The sequence below is a fragment of the Solihabitans fulvus genome, from assembly GCF_008386585.1.
In the GTDB taxonomy this organism is placed as follows: domain Bacteria; phylum Actinomycetota; class Actinomycetes; order Mycobacteriales; family Pseudonocardiaceae; genus Solihabitans; species Solihabitans fulvus.
Genome location: NZ_VUOB01000005.1, coordinates 129,068 through 147,537 on the forward strand (window position 1 = coordinate 129,068; position 18,470 = coordinate 147,537).

11 protein-coding genes are annotated in these 18,470 nt (G+C 73.8%); 4 read left to right on the top strand and 7 right to left on the bottom strand.

Annotated elements, in window-relative coordinates:
• Positions 1-222: 222 nt before the first annotated feature.
• The 6 genes from kal to F0L68_RS04155 all read right to left on the bottom strand — a co-directional run bounded on the left by kal (position 223) and on the right by F0L68_RS04155 (position 6,419).
• The gene (gene kal, locus F0L68_RS04130; protein ID WP_149848046.1) at positions 223-621 is read right to left on the bottom strand and encodes a 3-aminobutyryl-CoA ammonia lyase; all 399 of its coding nucleotides are present in this window, start codon (positions 619-621) and stop codon (positions 223-225) included.
• Entirely contained in the window at positions 618-1,415 is a 798-nt protein-coding gene (gene kamE, locus F0L68_RS04135) for a lysine 5,6-aminomutase subunit beta (protein ID WP_223198474.1), read from the bottom strand. Before kamE ends, kal begins: the two co-directional genes overlap by 4 nt.
• Entirely contained in the window at positions 1,412-3,031 is a 1,620-nt protein-coding gene (kamD, locus tag F0L68_RS04140; RefSeq protein ID WP_223198475.1) for a lysine 5,6-aminomutase subunit alpha, read from the bottom strand. The genes kamE and kamD overlap by 4 nt, the downstream gene beginning before the upstream one ends.
• Positions 3,028-4,671 carry an amidohydrolase gene (locus F0L68_RS04145; RefSeq protein ID WP_223198476.1) on the bottom strand — a complete coding sequence of 548 codons (1,644 nt, stop codon included), beginning with the start codon at positions 4,669-4,671 and terminating at the stop codon, positions 3,028-3,030. The genes kamD and F0L68_RS04145 overlap by 4 nt, the downstream gene beginning before the upstream one ends.
• Positions 4,668-5,741 (bottom strand): L-erythro-3,5-diaminohexanoate dehydrogenase, encoded by a 1,074-nt coding sequence (gene kdd / locus F0L68_RS04150; RefSeq protein ID WP_223198477.1) that lies wholly within the window; start codon positions 5,739-5,741, stop codon positions 4,668-4,670. Before kdd ends, F0L68_RS04145 begins: the two co-directional genes overlap by 4 nt.
• A gap of 111 nt (positions 5,742-5,852) precedes the next feature.
• Positions 5,853-6,419 (bottom strand): FxsA family protein, encoded by a 567-nt coding sequence (locus F0L68_RS04155; protein WP_188316374.1) that lies wholly within the window; start codon positions 6,417-6,419, stop codon positions 5,853-5,855.
• A gap of 184 nt (positions 6,420-6,603) precedes the next feature.
• Between F0L68_RS04155 and F0L68_RS04160 the strand changes: the two genes are divergently transcribed.
• The 4 genes from F0L68_RS04160 to F0L68_RS04175 all read left to right on the top strand — a co-directional run bounded on the left by F0L68_RS04160 (position 6,604) and on the right by F0L68_RS04175 (position 17,268).
• The gene (locus F0L68_RS04160) at positions 6,604-8,031 is read left to right on the top strand and encodes a KamA family radical SAM protein (protein ID WP_223198478.1); all 1,428 of its coding nucleotides are present in this window, start codon (positions 6,604-6,606) and stop codon (positions 8,029-8,031) included.
• Between the two features lie 458 nt (positions 8,032-8,489).
• Positions 8,490-8,765: an ABC transporter permease gene (locus tag F0L68_RS04165; protein WP_276313829.1), complete on the top strand. Its 276-nt coding sequence runs from the start codon at positions 8,490-8,492 to the stop codon at positions 8,763-8,765.
• 249 nt (positions 8,766-9,014) lie between these two features.
• Positions 9,015-11,882 carry a type I polyketide synthase gene (locus F0L68_RS04170; protein ID WP_188316375.1) on the top strand — a complete coding sequence of 956 codons (2,868 nt, stop codon included), beginning with the start codon at positions 9,015-9,017 and terminating at the stop codon, positions 11,880-11,882.
• Positions 11,872-17,268 carry a type I polyketide synthase gene (locus F0L68_RS04175; protein WP_149848049.1) on the top strand — a complete coding sequence of 1,799 codons (5,397 nt, stop codon included), beginning with the start codon at positions 11,872-11,874 and terminating at the stop codon, positions 17,266-17,268. The genes F0L68_RS04170 and F0L68_RS04175 overlap by 11 nt, the downstream gene beginning before the upstream one ends.
• A gap of 91 nt (positions 17,269-17,359) precedes the next feature.
• Here F0L68_RS04175 and F0L68_RS04180 read toward each other — a convergent pair whose 3' ends face one another.
• Positions 17,360-18,397 (bottom strand): glycosyltransferase family 4 protein, encoded by a 1,038-nt coding sequence (locus tag F0L68_RS04180; protein WP_149848050.1) that lies wholly within the window; start codon positions 18,395-18,397, stop codon positions 17,360-17,362.
• Positions 18,398-18,470 lie beyond the last annotated feature (73 nt).

Here is an 18,470-nt window from a genome sequence, read left to right on the forward strand (position 1 = left end):
GACGCGCTGGACAACAACGGCACCAGCGGCGACGACCCGCTCTACAAGCCCGGCGTCGGCCGCTTGGCGCTGGCCGACGCCCGCGCCCACTTCGGCCTCACACCGGCCGGATCCCCGCGCTGCGCCGCACGTTCCTCGAGGACCTCCACACCTACCTGGGCGCCGCGCCGGCCGAGCAGGCCCGGTCGGCGCGGCGCGACCGGATCGCGGGGCGCCCGCGCCTCAGCCTGCCGCGATGGGCACCACCACGGTGCCCGTGGCGCGGGTGATCACCACTGGTGGGTCCAGCACGTCGGCCGCCGAGGGCCCCCGGTCGGTCGCCGCCCGGCACACCACCCGCGCCTCGAACTCGACGCGCCGGGACCGGTTGCCGATGCGCACCAGCGTCGCGGTGGCCTCCACCACGTCACCGGCGTGCAGCGGCGACACGAACTCCACCGACTCGTAGCCCGCGAACAGGCCCTCATCGCCGTCGGTGCGCACACACAGCTCCGTGGCGACGTCCCCGAACAGCCCAAGGCTGTACGCGCCGTCGACCAGGTTGCCGCCGTAGTGGGCGTGCGCGTAGGGCACGTACCTGCGGTGGGTCACCGCGAAACCCTCGACCAATGCCCCCGTCATACCGTCGCTCCTCGCTTCGTCCGCACCGCGTGCACCAGATAACTCGCCACCTCGCCGGGAGTAGTGCCCCGGCTGAACACCCGGTCCACCCCCAGCTCGCCCGCCATCAGCGGGTCGAACCGGGGACCGCCCGCGATCAGCAGCGGACGCCGGTCTCCCATCGCCTCGCGGAACGCCGCCGACATCTCCTGCGTGTTGAGGATGTGCGCGTCGCGCTGGGTCACCACCTGCGAGATCAGCACCGCGTCGGCCTTGTCCGCGCGGGCCTGCCGCACCAGCTCCGGCACCGACACCTGCGCCCCGAGGTTCACCACCCGCAGCTCCCGGTAGTACTCAAGGCCCTTCTCGCCGGCGAAGCCCTTGATGTTGAGGATCGCGTCGATGCCCACGGTGTGCGCGTCGGTGCCGATGCACGCGCCGACCACCACGAGCTTGCGGCGCAACAGCTTCTTCACGTCCGCGTTGACCTCCGACGGCGTGAGCAGCGGGAACTCGCGCTCCACCACCCGCACGGTGTCCAGGTCAACCAGGTGCGACACCGAGCCGTAGACCACGAAGAAGGTGAAGTCCGCGCCGATGGGATGGGAGTGCACCACCATCGCGGGATCCATGCCCATCTTGTTGGCCAACTGCTGCGCGGCGCCGTCGGCGCGCGGGCCGTGCGGCACGGGCAGCGTGAACGACAGCTGCGCCATGCCGTCGCCGGTGGTGTCGCCGTAGGGCCGCACGTACCGCTTCGCGCCGGGCCCGTCCGGCGTGCCCGCTTCGGCCTGCGCGCCCATGGTGTCGGTCATGCGGTGGCCCCCTCCTCCGACTGGCCGGACTCCAGCAGCTCCGAGGCCGGGTTGCAGTAGCCGTCGGCTTTCTCGACCACGCCGTCCACGCCCTTGCCCCGGTCCGCGGGCCGTTTCATCAGCCCGAACGTGCCGTCCGCGATCGCGTTGAGCAGACCGTCGTCGACGATGCGCTCCAACAGGTCGACGGCCTCGCCGAGCACCTGCTTGGCGCGCGTCACGATCAGGCCGTCCGGCGCGGGCCGGAAGTCCTCCGCCAGCGCGCCCGCCGCGCCCAGCACGTAGCGGACGTTGGCCAACGCCAGGTCGCGGTCGGACAGGAACGGCGTGACCACGGCCTCGGTCATCATGCCGACCAGCAGGATCGACTGGCCGGTCAGGACACCGGCGAGGTTGAAGAACCCGTCGAGCAGGTAGCCGTTGAACACGTCGCCGGTCATGTGCTTGGTCGGCGGCATCCACTTCAGCGGCGCGTCGGGGAACAGCTCGCGGGCCAGCAGCGCGTGCGCGAGCTCCAGCCGGAACGAGTCGGGGATCGTCGGGTTGATCTCGAACGCGTGGCCGAGGCCCAACAGGTGGTCTGGCAGTCCGGCCTCGTGCGCGAAGTGCTCGTTGAGCAGCTGCGACACGGTGACGGTGTGCGCGGCGTCCACGGCGTCGGCGGTGGTGAGGTAGTTGTCCTCGCCGGTGTTGATGATGATGCCGGCGCGGGCGTGGACCTGCCGGGAGAACCGCTGGTCCACAAAGGTCCGCACGGGGTTGATGTCGCGGAACAGGATCCCGTACATCGAGTCGTTGAGCATCATGTCCAGGCGTTGCAGCCCGGCCAGCACCGCGATCTCGGGCATGCACAGCCCCGAGGCGTAGTTGGTCAGCCGCACGTACCGGCCGACCTCCTTGGAGACCTCGTCCAGGGCGGCCCGCATGATGCGGAAGTTCTCCTGGGTGGCGTAGGTGCCGGCGAAGCCGTGGTGGGTGGCGCCCTCGGGCACGTAGTCCAGCAGCGACTGCCCGGTCGAGCGGATCACCGCGATGATGTCGGCGCCCGCGCGGGCCGCGTTCGCGGCCTGCACCACGTCCTCGTCGATGTCGCCGGTCGCGACGATCAGGTAGATCCACGGCCGCTGCTTCGGGTCGCCGAGCCTGCCGACGAGCCGGTCGCGCTGGGCGCGGTTGCGGTCCACCGTGCGCAGGCCCCTGGCCACGGCCGTGCGGCCGGCCTTCGCGGCGCGGTCCCGGTCGCGGCCATCGGGCACGGTGTAGCGGACCTGCCCGGCGGCGGTGGCCTCGGCGAGCTCGGTGAGCGTGCCGAGGTTGTGCTCGCGCAGGGCGTGGAACACCGGCAGGACCGCGCCGTGCTCGAGGCCGCAGTGCTCCCGGACGGTGTCCACGACCCGGTTGACCCAAGGCACGTCACCGGCGCGGTGGGTGCTGTCGGCCCCGGTGATGCCGGCCAGCCGCAGCGTGGCGCGCTCCACGGCGACGGTCGTGTGCGCCCTGGCCATCGCCACGACGGGTTCGGCGGCGCGCGCGGCCAGCCTGCGCGCGGTCGCCACGACCGTGGGGTCCAGGTTCAGCAACCCGGTGGGGCTGATGGCGGCGGGTGGTGCGGTCAACCCAGTGCTCCCTCGCGGTCGAAGATCACCTGGCCGCGCAGGACGGTGCGCAGGCAGGTGGGCAGTGGTGTGCCGGGATCCAGTGGCGGCAGGCCGGGCACGCGGGAGCGCGGGTCGGTCGACCAGCGCTGCACGCGCGAGTCCGGCGCGGTGACGGCGAGTTCGGGGGCGTCCCAGACGGCGTAGGTGGCGGGCGCGCCGGGCTGGAGCGTGCCGGTGACGCCGTCGTCGACGCCGGCCGCGCGCCAGCCGCCCCTGGTGTGCGCGGTGAACGCCGCCCTCGGCGACAGGCCGAGGCCGTCGGTGCGGTGGTGCACCGCGGCCTGGACGACCGCCCACGGGTCGACCGGGGTCACCGGCGCGTCGGAGCCCAGCGCGAGGAGCATGCCGGCGGAGGCCAGCCGCGACAGCGGGTTGAGGCGGCTGCCCCGGTCGGGGCCGAGCCGGTCGGCGTACATGCCGTGCCGGCCGCCCCAGGCCGCGTCGAACGCGGGCTGCACGGAGGCGACCACGCCCCACGCGGCCAGTCGCGCGGCCTGCTCGGCGGTCACCATCTCCAGGTGTTCCAGCCGGTGGCGGCGCGCGGCGAGGGCCGGCGCGCCGACGGTCCGCTCGGCCAGGGCGAATCCCTCGACGACGGCGGCGACGGCGGCGTCGCCGATGACGTGGAACCCGGCCTGCGTGCCGGCCTCGGTGCAGGCGACCAGGTGCTCGGCGATGGCCTTCGGCTCCAGGTACAGGGCGCCGGTGCTGTCGGGCCGGTCGGTGTAGGGCTCGAGCAGGGCGGCGGTGTGCGAGCCGAGCGCGCCGTCGACGAACAGGTCGCCGGCCAGGCCGCGCACGCCGAGCTCGCCGAGGCGGGCGGTGGCGCCCGCCTCGCCCCAGTAGCCGACGACCTCGGGCAGGCCGCCGCGGCGGGACAGGGCGAGCAGGTCGGCGAGGTCCTCGGCGCTGGAGATGTCGGGACCGGCGCACTCGTGCACGCTCGCGACGCCCCTGGCGGCGGCGTGCCGGAGGAACGCGTGCTGGGCGGTGGCGCGCTGCTCGGGCCGCAGCGCGTCCTTCGCGGCACCACGGCTGTGGTGGTGGGCCTGGGTGGTCAGCGGTCCCCGCTCCGACCAGCCGTCGGCGTCGCGGACCCCGGGCGCGAGCGCGACCAGGGCGGTGGACACCAGCGCGGAGTGCACGTCGATGCGGGACAGGTAGGCGGGAGTGTCGCCGACGACCGCGTCCAGCTCGGCGCGGGTCGGCGGGCGGCGCTCGGGCCAGCGCGTCTCGTCCCAGCCGTGCCCCCAGATCGGGGCGCCGGGGTGGGCGGTGGCGTGCGCGGCGACCCGAGCCAGGCACGAGGCGAGGCTGTCGGCGCCGGCGAGGTCGAGGCCGTGCAGCTGGAGGCCGGTGGCGGTGGCGTGGGTGTGCGCGTCGACGAACGCGGGCGCGACGAACGCGCCGTCCAGCGGCACCACGTCGGCGTCGGGGTGCAGCGCCCGGCCGACGGAGTCCTGGCCGAGCCACACCACGGTGCCGTCGGTGACGGCCATGGCGGTCGCGTCGGGGTTGGCCGGGGAGTGGATCCGGCCGCCCAGCAGCAGCGTGGTGTGGGGCCTGCGGGTGGTCGCGGCGGTGTTCTCGGTCGTCACGGGGACGAAGTCTGCCCGTCGGCGCCCGCGGCGTGCGCGGCGACTCCGGCGCGCCCCTCGAACAGGGCACGCACGCCGGGTTCCTCGCGCAGCAGGTCCAGCGCCAGGTGGGCGTGGCCGGGCACGTAGCCGTTGCCGACGATCATCTCCACGTCGGCGGCCAGGCCCTCCGCGCCGAGCGCGGCGGCGGCGAAGGAGGTGGCCATGGAGAAGAAGACGACGGTGCCGCCGTCGGCGGTGGCCAGGATCGCGCCGTGCTCGCAGCCGGGCACGTCCACGCACACCACGGTGATGTCGACCTGCTCGCCGACGGCGTCGGCGACGGCGACGGGGTTGCGGGCGTCGGCGACGACGACCTCGTCGGCCAGGCCGGCGGCCCGCACCGCGGCGGCCTCGGCGTCGGTGGGCACCAGCGCGACGAGCCTGCCGGCGCCCGCGCGGCGGGCGGCGGCCAGCGACAGCGACCCGGACTTGCCGCCGCCGCCGAGCACGCACACGGTGGCGGCGCGGCCGCGCTGCCCGGCCTTCTCCCGCACGACGCGGTCGGTCAGCGCGGGCGCGCCGCAGACGTCGAGGACGGACAGGGCCAGCGGGTCGGGCAGGTCGGCGGGCAGCACGGCGGCGATGGAGCGGCCGAACAAGACGGCGGTGCCGGTGCAGGGGACCTGCTCGTCCTCGCCGTCCCAGGACGCCAGGCCGTCGGTGACGCGCAGCGGGGTGAGGGTCAGGGAGACGAGGGTGGCGACGCGGTCGCCGGGGCGCAGGCCCAGCGGGGATCGCTCGCCGACCTCGCGGACGGTGCCCAGCAGCATGCCGCCGGAGCCGGTGACGGGGTTCTGCATCTTGCCGCGCTGCTCGATGATCTCGAGGACCGCGGCGCGGACGGCGTCGCCGGTGCCGTGCTGCTCGCGCAGCTGGCGGTAGGAGGCGGCGTCGAGGTTGAGTCGGTCGACGTCGATGATCACCTCGTCCGGCCACGGCGTCGGGTCCGCGTCCAGCCGCCAGGCCTGCTGGGGCAGCACGCCGGCGGGTTCGAGCACGCGGTGCAGGCCGTACGGGGAGGCAGTCACCTGAAAATCCTCCGGTTCATGTCTGGATGGCGTGAACATCTTCACGTCATCCATCAATCTTCCGCAAGTATCGGTTGCGGACAGTCGGAGGTGTCGGGTGGTGAGCGGCGGCTACCGGCCGTCGGCCCCCGGCTCGGCGGGGCGGCTGGTGACGTCGGCGGGCGGCAGGCTGATCACCATCGGGGCGGCCGCGCCCCGCGGCCCGGCACCCTGCGCCTGGTCGGCGCGCTGCACCTGGTCGACACGCTCGGCCCGGTCCGCGCGCTGGGAGCGGACGGTGCGCACCGCGAAGCCGGCCGCGTCGACCACCATGCCGGCGCCGGGCGGGGCGACGTGCCGCACCACGCGGCGGGCGACGCGGCCGGACAGGAAGCGGCGCACGGCCGGCACCAGCAGCGCGAAGCCGACCAGGTCGGTGAGGAACCCCGGCAGCACCACCAGCACGGCGGCCACGGTCAGCAGCGCGCCGTCGGCGACCTCCCGCTGGGGGTTGCGGCGCGCGCCCACCGCCTCGCGCAGCGCGGCGAAGGCGCGCGCACCCTGCCGTCCCAGCAGGGCCACGCCGATCACCGAGGTGGCGAGCAGCAGCAGGATCGCGGGCAGCACGCCGATCGCCTGACCGACCGCGACGAACGCGATGATCTCGGCGAGGGCGGCAAGGGGCAGCAGCACGGGCACGGTGCGCACCTCCAGTTCGGATTCGCGGGCGCGTGCAGGGTCAACGAACGAGCCGCCCGAAACGCTCCCGACACCTGGGGGACGCCGGACAACCTGCGTTGAAACTCGACTGATCCGAAATATTTACGTCTCATCCACCCTCTGGCAGCATATCTTTACGTCACCTTGAGGGCGAGGAGTAGGGATGACTGCGCTTCACGAAGCGGTGCCGACCACCAGGGGCACCGCGACCACGGTCTCGGCGGCCGTCGACCAGACCGATCGACAGCCCTACGAGTACGTGCGCAGGGAGTTGGTCGAGCCGGACTGGCGGCGCTTCCCCGGCTGGCGCGACGTCACCGAGGCCCAGTGGCGCGACGCGCAGTGGCAGCGGGTGCACTGCGTCAAGAACATCAAGCAGCTGCGCGCGCTGATGGGCGACCTGCTGGCCGAGAGCTTCTACGAGGAGCTCATCGCCGACCAGGAGAACCTGGCCACCATGTCGATGCTGGTGCCGCCGCAGATGGTCAACACGATGGCCCCGCACGCCGACACCGACCAGGCGTCGTTCACCGCCGCGTTCCTCGCCGACCCCGTGCGCCGCTACATGCTGCCCGTGCGCGCCGACCGCGAGCCCGTGTGGTCCAGCCACCCGCACTCCTCCCGCGACTCCCTGCACGAGCAGGAGATGTGGGTCGTGGAGGGCCTGACCCACCGCTACCCCACCAAGGTCCTCGCCGAGCTGCTGTCCACCTGCCCCCAGTACTGCGGCCACTGCACCCGGATGGACCTGGTCGGCAACTCCACGCCCCAGGTCGCCAAGCTCAAGCTCGACCTCAAGCCGACCGACCGCCAGGACCAGATGATCGACTACCTCAAGCGCACCCCCGGCGTGCGCGACGTGGTGGTCTCCGGCGGCGACGTCGCCAACGTGCCCTGGCCCCAGCTCGAGTCGTTCCTCATGCGGCTGCTGGACATCGACTCCGTCCGCGACGTGCGCCTGGCGACCAAGGCCCTGGCCGGGCTGCCCCAGCACTGGCTCCAGGCCAAGGTCGTCGAGGGGCTGGAGCGGGTCGCCCGCACCGCCGCGAGGCGCGGGGTGAACCTGGCGATCCACACGCACGTCAACCACGTCCAGTCGGTCACGCCGCTGGTCGCCGAGGCCGCCCGCACCGCGCTGGAGGTCGGCGTCCGCGACGTCCGCAACCAGGGCGTGCTGATGCGCGGGGTCAACGCCACCCCGGAGGATCTGCTCGACCTGTGCTTCGCGCTCCAGGGCGAGGCGAACATCCTGCCGTACTACTTCTACATGTGCGACATGATCCCCAACGCCGAGCACTGGCGGGTGGCGGTGTGGGAGGCCCAGGAGCTCCAGCACGCCATCATGGGCTACCTGCCCGGGTACGCGACCCCCCGCATCGTCTGCGACGTGCCGTACGTGGGCAAGCGGTGGGTGCACCAGATCGCCGAGTACGACCGCGAGCTGGGCATCTCCTACTGGACGAAGAACTACCGCACCGGGATCGAGCTGGACGACCCCGAGGCGCTCAACCGCCGCTACCCCTACTACGACCCGATCGCCACGCTGCCCGAGACCGGCCAGCGGTCGTGGCTGGAGCAGCAGAACGGCTGATCATCCGCTGGTGAGGGGGCTCAGCTCCCTCACCAGCGGAAACGCCTCGTTGAGTCCCGTTAGGGCTCAATATGACTCATCCTCATGTTGTCCAGGCGTTGCCCAGAAAGTCCACAGTGGACGAAAGTTTCGTAAGGAGCCGCCGCACGACGCCGGGCCGGCGAGGTCGTCCACGGCCCACGCCGCCGTGAGGGTGTACTCGGAGCCGTCGCAGCCCGGACGGTGTCCTGCGCATGTCTGGGAGTGGCAGGTGCGGTCGGGGTCGCGGGTGTCGCGCCGGTCGTAGCGCCTGATCAACCCACGCCTCGGCCGAGTCGGCCTGTGCGAGATCATCAAGATCGGAAGATCGAGCCCTGAGCGGCCTGGCGCTGGGCGACCGCCTGCGACCAGGACAGCTCGACCTGACGCACGCCCCGCGCGCTCTGCCGACTCGCCCAGCGCGCCGCCGACCCCTTGGGATGCTGCCGCGACCTCCGCGCACCTCGTCCAGGCCATGGGGATGTGGCCAGTTCCTGGCCGAGTCGGTGTTCATGTCGGGCCTGGGCGGCGCGGTCGGTGTGTTCGCCGGTATCGCCGCCACCGCAGGCTATGCCGCCAGCCAAGGTTGGCCGGCTGTCATCCCGCTGCCAGCACTGCTCGGCGGAGTCGGCGCCGCCATGGCCGTGAGCGCGATCGCCGACGCCTATCCCGCGGTTCGAGCGTCCAGGCTCACCCCTACCGAGGCACTGGCCTGAGGGCGCCGCCCCGGCGTGGTGCTCGCGTCCTGCCCCCGAACACGGCCTATTTGCCCGTGCGCTCACGTGTGTCTACCGCGCGATGATGAACCTGGGCGGCCGCGCAAGTAGGTGATCTTTAGGGCGGCGTGCTGGTCGGGTGTCCCATCTGTAGTGGGTCCAGGCTTCCGGGGCATGCCACGCTCAGATGGCGGCCCGTTGACCGCCTTGCCCGCACGCGGCGCACGGCGGTACAGAGGGACGGTGCGGATGCGGACGGACGAGTCGATAGCGATTGTCGGCTGCTCGTGCCGCTTTCCGAAGGCGGCGGATCTCGATTCGTTCTGGGAGCTGCTGACCGCGGGCCGCGACGCCATCACCGAGGTGCCGGAAGGCCGGTGGCCCTCGGGGCAGGCTCCACACGCCCGCGCTGGTGGATTTCTCGATGACGTCGACCTTTTCGACGCCGACTTCTTCGGCATCTCCCCGAACGAGGCCGCGGCGATGGATCCGCAACAGCGGCTGATACTCGAGCTGGCCTGGGAAGCCATGGAGGACGCGGCGATCGTGCCAGCCTCCCTCCGGGGCAGCGGGTGCGGCGTGTTCATCGGGGCCGCCGCCGACGACTACAGCGCGATGGTGGCCCTTGGCGGGCCTGCCGCGATCACCCGGCACAGCCTCACCGGGCTGCACCGCGGCATCATCGCCAACCGGGTGTCCTTCACGCTCGGCCTGCACGGCCCCAGCCTGGCCGTGGACACCGGGCAGTCCTCCTCCGCTGTCGCCGTCCACCTCGCCTGCCGCAGCATCCTCGGCGGCGAGTGCGCGCTAGCCGTGGCCGGCGGCGTCAACCTGAACCTCGTTGCGGGCAGCGCGCTGCGGGCCGAGCGGTTCGGCGCGCTGTCCCCAGACGGCCGCTGCCACACCTTCGACGCGCGGGCCAACGGCTACGTCCGCGGGGAGGGCGGCGGGGTGATCGTCCTCAAGCCGCTGTCGGACGCGCTCGCCGACGGCGACCGCGTCTACTGCGTGGTTCTCGGCAGCGCCGTCAACAGCGACGGGGACAAGGACAGCCTCGCGGTGCCCAACCAACTGGCGCAGGAGGCGGTGCTGCGCGCGGCCTGTGCCCGTGCGGCCGTCGACCCGGCCAGCATCCAGTATGTCGAGCTGCACGGGACGGGGACGAGGGTCGGCGACCCGGTGGAGGCGGCCGCGCTCGGCGGCGCGCTGGGTGCGGGGCGAGATGCGGGGCGGCCGCTGCTGGTGGGTTCGGTCAAGACCAACATCGGGCACCTGGAGGGCGCCGCGGGAATTGCCGGGGTCCTCAAGGCGGCGTTGTGCATCCGGCGCCGCGAGATCCCACCCAGCCTCAATTTCGTCACCCCGAACCCCGACATCCCGCTTGACCGGCTGAACCTGGCCGTCCGCAGCACTGGTGGACCGTGGCCGCGCCCTGACGAGCCGCTGCTGGCCGGCGTGAGCTCATTCGGCATGGGCGGCACCAACTGCCACCTCCTGCTCGGTCAGGCGCCCGGCGCCGCTGTCGAGGCGCCGGGCGAGGTGGGGCCGTTGCTGGCGTGGCCGATCTCGGCGCGCAGCCGTGGCGCGCTGCGCGGGCAGGCCGCCCGACTGAGCGACTTCCTCGCCGCCAGGTCCGATCTCGGGTTGGCCGACGTCGGGTTCTCGCTGGCCAGCACCCGGTCAAGCTTCGAGCACCGCGCCGTCGTCGTCGCGAGGACCCGCGCCGATTTCCTGCGTGGCTTGGCCGACCTGGCCAGGGGCGCGCCGTCGCCGGCCGTGCTCGACGGGCGGTGCGATGCGCCCTCGGGGCCGGGCTTTGTGTTTTCCGGGCAGGACACGGGATGGGCGGCGGCAGCGTGGCTGCGGCTGCGCGACGTTTCGGTGTTCCGTCGCGAGGTGCTTGCCTGCGCCGAGGCCGTGGACGCCCACTCGGACCTGTCGCTGGCCGACCTGCTGCGCCACGAACCGGTGGACCGGGACGAGGTCGCGCAGCCGCTGCGGCTGGCGGTCATGCTCGGGCTGGCCGCGCTGTGGCGCTCGGTGGGTGTACGGCCCGACGCGGTCGTGGGCCGAGGGATCGGCGAGGTCGCGGCGGCGCGAGCCGCGGGGGCACTGTCCATTGAGGACGCTGCTCGGCTCGCCGTGTGGCGCGGCCGGGAGGCGGCCGAGCCGCCCGGCGTCCGGCCCCGGCCGGCGGAGGTCGCGGTCTACTCAGCGGTGACCGGTGAACGGCTCGCGGCCACCGATCTCGACTCCGGGCACTGGAGCCGCGCCCTCGGGGAGCACACACGATTCGAGCGGGCCCTGGGGGCGATGGCCAACGACGGCCACCCGGTCCTCATCGAGATCGGCCCGCGCACACTGAACGCGAACCAGGCGCCGGTGGCGGTGGCGATGGAGGGCGGGGGCTGGCAGGAGTTCCTGCGCGCGGCGGCGCGGGCGCACGTGCGCGGCACGACCGTCGCGTGGCAGGTCGTCAACGCCGAGTTCGGCGGGCGGCGGGTGCCGTTGCCGACCTATGCCTTCCAGCGCGAACGCCACTGGCTGGCCTGCGACCCGGCGGGCCCACCGGCCCCCGTCGAGGCTCCACAGCCTGCTGGCGTCCCCGCCGCGAGCGGGCCCGTCCGGGCAGGGTCGGTGCGCGAGGTCGTGCTCGACGCGGCCGCCGCGACCCTCGGGCATCGCCAGTTGGCCGCCGGGGACGCGACCCGCACCTTCAAGGACCTCGGGTTTGACTCCCATGCCGCGCTCGAGCTCCGAGACCGGGTCGGCGACGTGACCGGCCTGCGGCTGCCGGCCTCGCTGGTCTTCGACCATCCGACGCCGGCCGCGCTCGCCGATCATCTGCGCGACCGGCTCGCCGCGACCGAACCGGCGCCAGCGGCGGCGTCCCTGGACGCGGCGTTGCACACGATCGGCGCGGCGGTGGCCGGCCTGACCGTGGACGACGAGCGCGCGGCGGTCAGAGCGCGTCTGCTGGAACTGGTCTGGCGACTCGACGAAGAGGGCGCGGGCACCGAGAACGGCACGGACGAGGAACTGCTCGCCACGCTTGAGCGCGAGTTCGGCCCGCCTCCCGGCCCGCCCCACGATCGGGGGGACCCACATGGCGAGTGACCAGACGCTGCGCCAGTACCTCAGGCGCGCCACCAACGACCTGCGTGCCGCGCGTCAGCGGCTGCGAGACGCCGAGGCGGGGGTGCGCGAGCCCATCGCGGTGGTGGGCGTCGGGTGCCGGTTCCCCGGGGGTGTGGAACGCGTCGAGGACCTGTGGCGGATCGCGGTGGACGGCGTGGACGCGACCGGCGGGTTCCCCGGTGATCGGGGTTGGGTCGGGCCGGACGGGCCGCTGTCGGGCACCGGCGGGTTCGTCGCGACGGCCACCGGGTTCGACGCGGCGTTCTTCGGGGTGTCCTCGCGTGAGGCGCGGGCGATGGATCCGCAGCAGCGGCTGCTGCTGGAGGTTGTGTGGGAGGCGGTTGAGCGGGCTCGCCTGGATGCCGGCACGTTGCGCGGGCGTGCGGTCGGGGTGTTCGTGGGTGTGTCCCCTTCTGAGTACGGGCCGCGGCTGCACGAGGCCGCGTCCGCTGCGGGGCACGTGCTGACCGGGACCGCGCCGTCGATAGTGGCGGGTCGCGTGGCGTACACGCTCGGGCTGGGCGGGCCGGCGTTGAGCGTGGACACCGCGTGCTCGTCGTCGCTGGTCGCGATTCACCTCGCCGGTCGGGCGCTGCGGTCCGGCGAGTGCGAGCTCGCGCTGGCCGGCGGGGTGTCCGTGCTGACCACACCAGGCATCTTCGCCGAGTTCGACGCGCAGGGCGGGCTTGCCGCCGATGGCCGGTGCAAGCCGTTCTCCTCGGCGGCCGACGGCACCGGGTGGGCCGAGGGCGCCGGGGTGGTGGTGTTGGAGCGGCTGTCCGACGCGCTGGCCAACGGCCACCAGGTCTGGGCGGTGATCCGGGGCAGCGCGGTGAACCAGGACGGCGCGAGCAACGGGCTGACCGCGCCGAGCGGGTCGGCCCAGCAGCGGGTGATCGCCACGGCTCTGGCCGACGCCGGCCTGTCGGCGTCGGATGTCGACGTCGTCGAGGCGCACGGCACCGGCACCCGGTTGGGGGATCCGATCGAGGCCGCGGCGCTGGCCGACGCCTACCGGCCGCGACCGGGCGGGCCGCCTCTGTGGCTCGGGTCGGTCAAGTCGAACATCGGGCACACCCAGGCCGCCGCCGGTGTCGCCGGGCTACTGAAGATGATCATGGCGGTGCGGCTGGGAATGCTGCCGGGGACCCTGCACGCGTGCCCCGCCTCCCCGCATGTCGACTGGGACGACGGCAGGCTGGCGCTGCTCACCGAGACCATCCGTTGGCCGGAGTCGGACCGTCCGCGCCGGGCCGGGGTGTCCTCGTTCGGTATCTCCGGCACCAACGCGCACCTCATCCTCGAACAGCCACCGGAGCCGGTTGCCGCGCCGGCCGCCGCAGCCGGCGACGAGCCGTGGCCGAACCCCATGGTGTGGCCGGTCTCGGCGGCCTCGGCGGCGGCGCTGGCCTCGGCCGCCCGCCGGCTCCGCGGCCACCTCGACGCGAACCCCGGCTGGGAGCCCGAGCGGATCGGCTACTCGCTGGCCGCCACCAGGGCCGTGTTCGGCCACCGGGCGGTCGTGCTCGGCCGCACCCGCGCCGAGCTACTGGCCGGTGTCGACGCGCTGCGCGAGGGCAGCGACGGGCCTCGGCTGGTCCGGGGCGTCGCCGAATCCGGCCGGCCGATCGCCTACGTGCTGCCCGGGCACGGCAGCCAGCACCCAGGTATGGGGCGCGAGCTGGCCGAGCGGTACCCGGTCTTCGCTGACGCTCTCGAGCGGGTCTGCGCCCTGCTCGACCCGCAGCTGCCCACCCCGTTGCGGCAGATCATGTTCGCCGATCCGGGCACCCGCGACGCCGACCTGCTGGACAACACCCGCTACACCCACGCTGCCGTCTTCGCCTATCAGACCGCGCTGTGCCGGCTGCTTGAGTCGCTGGGGCTGACCCCGGACTGGCTCATCGGCCACTCCCTCGGTGAGATCACCGCCGCGCACCTGGCCGGCGTCCTCACGCTGCCCGACGCCTGCGCCCTCCTCGCCGCCCGCGGCGGCCTGCTCGCGAGCCTGCCCGAGGGCGCGATGGCGGCGATCCACGCCGGCCCCGACGAGCTCGCGACGCTCGTCGACGGGCTCGCTCCGGTCAGCGTCGCCGCCTACAACTCCCCCGGCGTCACCGTCGTCTCCGGTGATCCGGCGGCGATCCACGCCGTCGTGGCGCGCGTTCGGGACCTGGGCCGCCGCGCGGTCCTGCTCCCGGTCGGCCACGCCCTGCACTCCCCCGCCACCCACGCGATCCTCGAGGAGTTCCTGCGGACCGCGGCGAGCCTGGCCTACCACCCGGCCGGTCTGCCCGTGATCAGCACGGTGACCGGCGAGCCCGCCGCCGATGGGCAGCTCCAGGACCCCGCCCACTGGTCCGACCACATCCGCAAGCCCGTCCGGTTCGCCCAGGCCGTGGCCCACCTCGGCGGCGCGGCGCCGACCGCGACGATCCTGGAGATCGCCGCGGTGCCCACGCTCGGCTCGCACATCCGGCGCTGCCTCGGCGAGGACAGCACCGCGCACATCGCCAGCGCCGGTCACCCCGGCCAGCGGCAGCCGGAAAGCCTGCTGGCCGCCCTCGCGCACCTCCACACGCGCGGCGGCGGCACGGTCCGCTGGGAACGCGCCCACCCAGGTGCCGGGCATCCGGTCGACCTGCCCACCTACCCGTTCCAGCGCCGCTACTGCTGGCACCCCGACGCCGTCACCGTCGCCCGCGTCGGCCATCCGCTGGCCGGCCGGCCGATTCCGTTGGCACAGAACGAAAGCCGCTGGTTCGGTGGGACGCTGGCGGTGGACGAGCCGTGGTTCCTCGCCCAGCACACGCTGTTGGGCACGCCGGTCCTGCCGGCGTCCGCGATGATCGAGTGGGCGCTCGGGGCGCTGCGGTCGGCCACCGGTGGCGCGGCCGGGAGCCAGACACTGGACCAGGTGACGTTCCTGGCTCCGCTGCCGGTCGTCGAAGGGCGCCCGGTGAGCGTCCAGGCGATGGTCGAGGCCACCGAGGACGGTCACCGGGTTCGCTGTTTCGCGCGGCCGGCCGGCCTGCCGGAGGCGGCGTGGACGGAGCACGTGGCGGTAGCGCACGCCGCGCCTGGCGGGCCGGTGCGGCCGCCCGGGGTGGACCTGGACTGCCTGCGAGCCACGCTCGCCCAGCGCGACGTCGACGCCGTGCGGCGGGGGTGGTCGCATCGCGGGCTGGACCACGGTCCCGCCTTCCACGGCCTGAGCCGGCTGTTCTCCGGCGCGACCGAGGCGCTCGCGCTGATCGAGGCCGGGCAGGCCGCCGAGGACGGCGGCACATACACGCTGCACCCAGTGGTGGTCGACGCGTGCGTGCAGGTCGCGGCGGTGTTCCTGCCCGAGGACGGCGGCGCGGTGTGGTTGCCATCGGGGGTGCGCCGGGTGGTGGTCCACAACCGGCCGCCCAGCCGGGTCTGGTGTCGGGTGCGCTGGCAGGGCCGCCGGCCCGCCGGCGAGTGCGCGATGGACCTCGACCTGCTCTCCGAGGCCGGCCAGGTGCTGGCGACCATGGAGGAGATGCGGCTGCGAGCGGTGTCCCCGGCGGCGCTGGCGCAGCTGGGCGGCGCGCGGCTGGCGTGTCACGAGGTGCGCTGGCGGCCGGTCGTCGCGGAGCGCTCGCCCGTGGATCGGCCGGCGGGCACGTGGCTGGTGTCTGGCCCCGACGTGAACCTGGTCGGGCGGTGGTGTGCCGAGCTGGCTGCGGCGGGCGTGCCGGCAGTCGCGGTGCGCCCCGTGGCCACGGGCTCTGCGGACGATGTGCGGCGCGGTCTCGCTGAGGCCGCCCGGGGCGCGGCGCGGCTGGCCGGCCTGGTCCTGCACTGCGGGACGCCGTCACCGGCCGGCGACCCGGTCGAGGACGGCTACCGGCTCACCCGGCACGCGTTCGCTCTGCTGAAGGAGTTCCTGCTGGCGCACGGCGCGCAGCGGCCGGACGTGGTCGTGTGCCTGGCCGATGGCGACCTCGCGCACGCCGCAGTTGGTGGGCTGACCAGGGCGGTCACCGCCGAGTATCGGGACCTTCGGTGCGTGCGGGTCGATCTGGGGCCCGAGGCGCCGGCGCTGCCGGAGCTGCTCGACCAGGTCGCCCGGCTCCCCGGCGCGGGTCACCTGGCGCTGCGCGGCGGGCGCTGGCAGGAGGCGCGGCTGCGGCTTCGCGAGCTGCCCCCAACCGCCGCCGTCCCGGTGCGCGCGGACGCCACCTACCTGATCACCGGCGGGCTGGGCGGGCTGGGCTTGGAGGTCGCTGGCTGGCTGGCCGGGCTGGGCGCCCGGTGCCTGCTGCTGGTTGGCCGGTCGTTGCCCGCCGAGGAGCCACCAGCACTGGCGGCGCTGCGGGCCGCCGGTGTGCGGGTGGAGCTGCGCCAGGTCGATGTCGCCGACCAGGGCCGCGTCGCGGACCTGTTGTCCGCGGCTAGCGGCGAGCTGCCCGCGCTGCGCGGGGTGGTGCACGCGGCCGGGGTGACAGCCGACGCCAGTCTGACCTGGTTGGGCTGGGAGCGGTTCGCGGAGGTGTTGGATCCCAAGGCGCGCGGCGGCTGGCACCTGCACCGCGGCACGGCCGGGCTCGATCTCGACTTCTTCGTGTTGTTCTCCTCGGTGGCGTCGATGATCGGGACGGCGGGCCAGGCGAACTACGCCGCGGCCAACGCCTTTCTCGACGCGCTGGCCGGCTACCGGCGCGATCGTGGCCTGCCAGCGGTCAGCGTGAGCTGGGGTCCGTGGGCCGGGGTCGGCATGGTCGCGCGGCGGGACCTGGCCGACCGGCTGGCCGCCGCCGGCCTGTCCTCGGTCCCGGCCGGGGTCAACCTCGACGCTCTGGGCAGGGTGCTCGCCGGGGCGGCGTCGGGAGCCGCGACACCGGCGCACATCGGCGTGGCCTCGGTGGACTGGCGGCGGGTGGCGGCCGGCCGGCGGATGCCGGACACGGTGATCGCCGACCTGCTGCCGGTGCAACCCGACCGCACGGCGCCGATCCCGCGCAGGCCAGCTGGACCCGACCTGGCCCGGCTGGCGGTGCGGGATCCGGCCGCCGCCCGCGAGGCCGTGCTGGCTGGGCTGCTCCAGCAGCTCGCGCCCCTGCTGCGGCTGGCTCCGGAGGACCAGGAGGAGCTGCGGGCCACGGCCGGGCACAGGCACCTGAGCACCATGGGCCTGGACTCGCTGACCGCCGTGCAGTTGCAGAACCGCATCCTGCTCGACTTCGCCGCCGACATCCCGCCGGAGTTCCTGTTCAACGGCAAGACGGTGGTGGACGTCGTGGAGTCGATCTGTGAGCAGTTGGCCCTGCGCAGTGTCATCGCGCTGGGCGACGAGCCGCTGGAGGACGGCGCCGACACGGAGATCCTGACGCTCTGAGAGGCCGGCAGCCGACATCACCGGACCGCTGCTCAAACCCCGCCCAAGCCAATATCGGGCAATCCCTCACGCAACGCCCTCTAGGAGCCGGTCAGGGTTGGTATGCCGGGGTGTCTCCGTCCAGGATCTCCAGCAGCTGGTCGACCGACTGCGCGACGGTGAACCGCTGCGCCGCCTTCTCTCGCTCGGCCTCGGTGAGCCGACCCATCCTGCCGGCCCGGCGGATGGCGTGCGCCAGGGCGATCGGGTCGCCCGGCCGGAACAGGACCAGCCCGCCGCAGTCGGTCTCCGGGTGGCCGCCCGCGTCGCCCGCCACGACCCGGCACCCGGCGTGCTGCGCCTCGACCGAAAGCGCCCCGAACGGCTCGGGCGGCAGGGTGCCGTGGCCGGGCATGACGACCACGTCCTGGGTGACCAGCAGTTCGGCCATCTGCTGGCGGGTCTGCTCCGGCAGAGTCCTCACCATCAGGTTGGCCTTGAGCAGCGGTTCGACGAGGGGGTACTCGTTGCCTAGCGCGCCGGCCAGCACGACGGTGAAGACGAAGTCCTTGCCGTAGAAGTAGTGCAGTGTCTCCAGGAACGAGTACACGCCCTTCTCCACCGACAGCCGACCGGCGAAGAGCACCCGGACCGGGCCGGGCTCGCGCGGCGGCAGGGGCCGCACGCCGAAAGCCCTGTCGGCGAAGGGATACATGACCGCGATCGTGTCCGGCGAGGCGCCCAGGTGGTCGGCCCACATGCGCGCGGCGGCGCGGCTGGGCGCGATGAGCCGCCGGTTGGCCAGCGCCGTGCGGTAGTGCTGCCGACTCAGGTGGACGTAGGGCCGGCCGTGCAGGATCTGGAAGGGCGGCTGGTCCGCCGGCGCGTCCAGCGGCTCGGTCACCAGCAACGACCGGCCGTCCAGGCGGCCGAGTTCCCGCACACTGGCATAGGCCTCGAACCTGACGTCCGGCGAGTGGCCGCGGCCGTCGTCGGTGCCCATCCGGAAGGTGACGATCCGGTTGGCGATGCCACGCCGGTCCAGCTCGCGGCACTGGCCGAGGGTGACCATCTCCGTGCCGCCCTGGCTCGGAACGACCGGCAGCGGATCGTCCCATGTGGACGAAGCCGTCCAGACGAACGAGATCATATCGACGACAATAGCGACGCCGCCGGTCCTGACCAGGGCGGCGACGGGACGCGGTTGAACGCCCCATGACTGG

Coding starts and splice junctions, on each gene's coding strand:
- kal (WP_149848046.1), bottom strand. CDS start 621: ATGACGGGGGCATTGGTCGAGGGTTTCGCGGTGACCCACCGCAGGTAC.
- kamE (WP_223198474.1), bottom strand. CDS start 1,415: ATGACCGACACCATGGGCGCGCAGGCCGAAGCGGGCACGCCGGACGGG.
- F0L68_RS04160 (WP_223198478.1), top strand. CDS start 6,604: ATGACTGCGCTTCACGAAGCGGTGCCGACCACCAGGGGCACCGCGACC.
- F0L68_RS04165 (WP_276313829.1), top strand. CDS start 8,490: ATGCTGCCGCGACCTCCGCGCACCTCGTCCAGGCCATGGGGATGTGGC.
- F0L68_RS04170 (WP_188316375.1), top strand. CDS start 9,015: ATGCGGACGGACGAGTCGATAGCGATTGTCGGCTGCTCGTGCCGCTTT.
- F0L68_RS04175 (WP_149848049.1), top strand. CDS start 11,872: ATGGCGAGTGACCAGACGCTGCGCCAGTACCTCAGGCGCGCCACCAAC.
- F0L68_RS04180 (WP_149848050.1), bottom strand. CDS start 18,397: ATGATCTCGTTCGTCTGGACGGCTTCGTCCACATGGGACGATCCGCTG.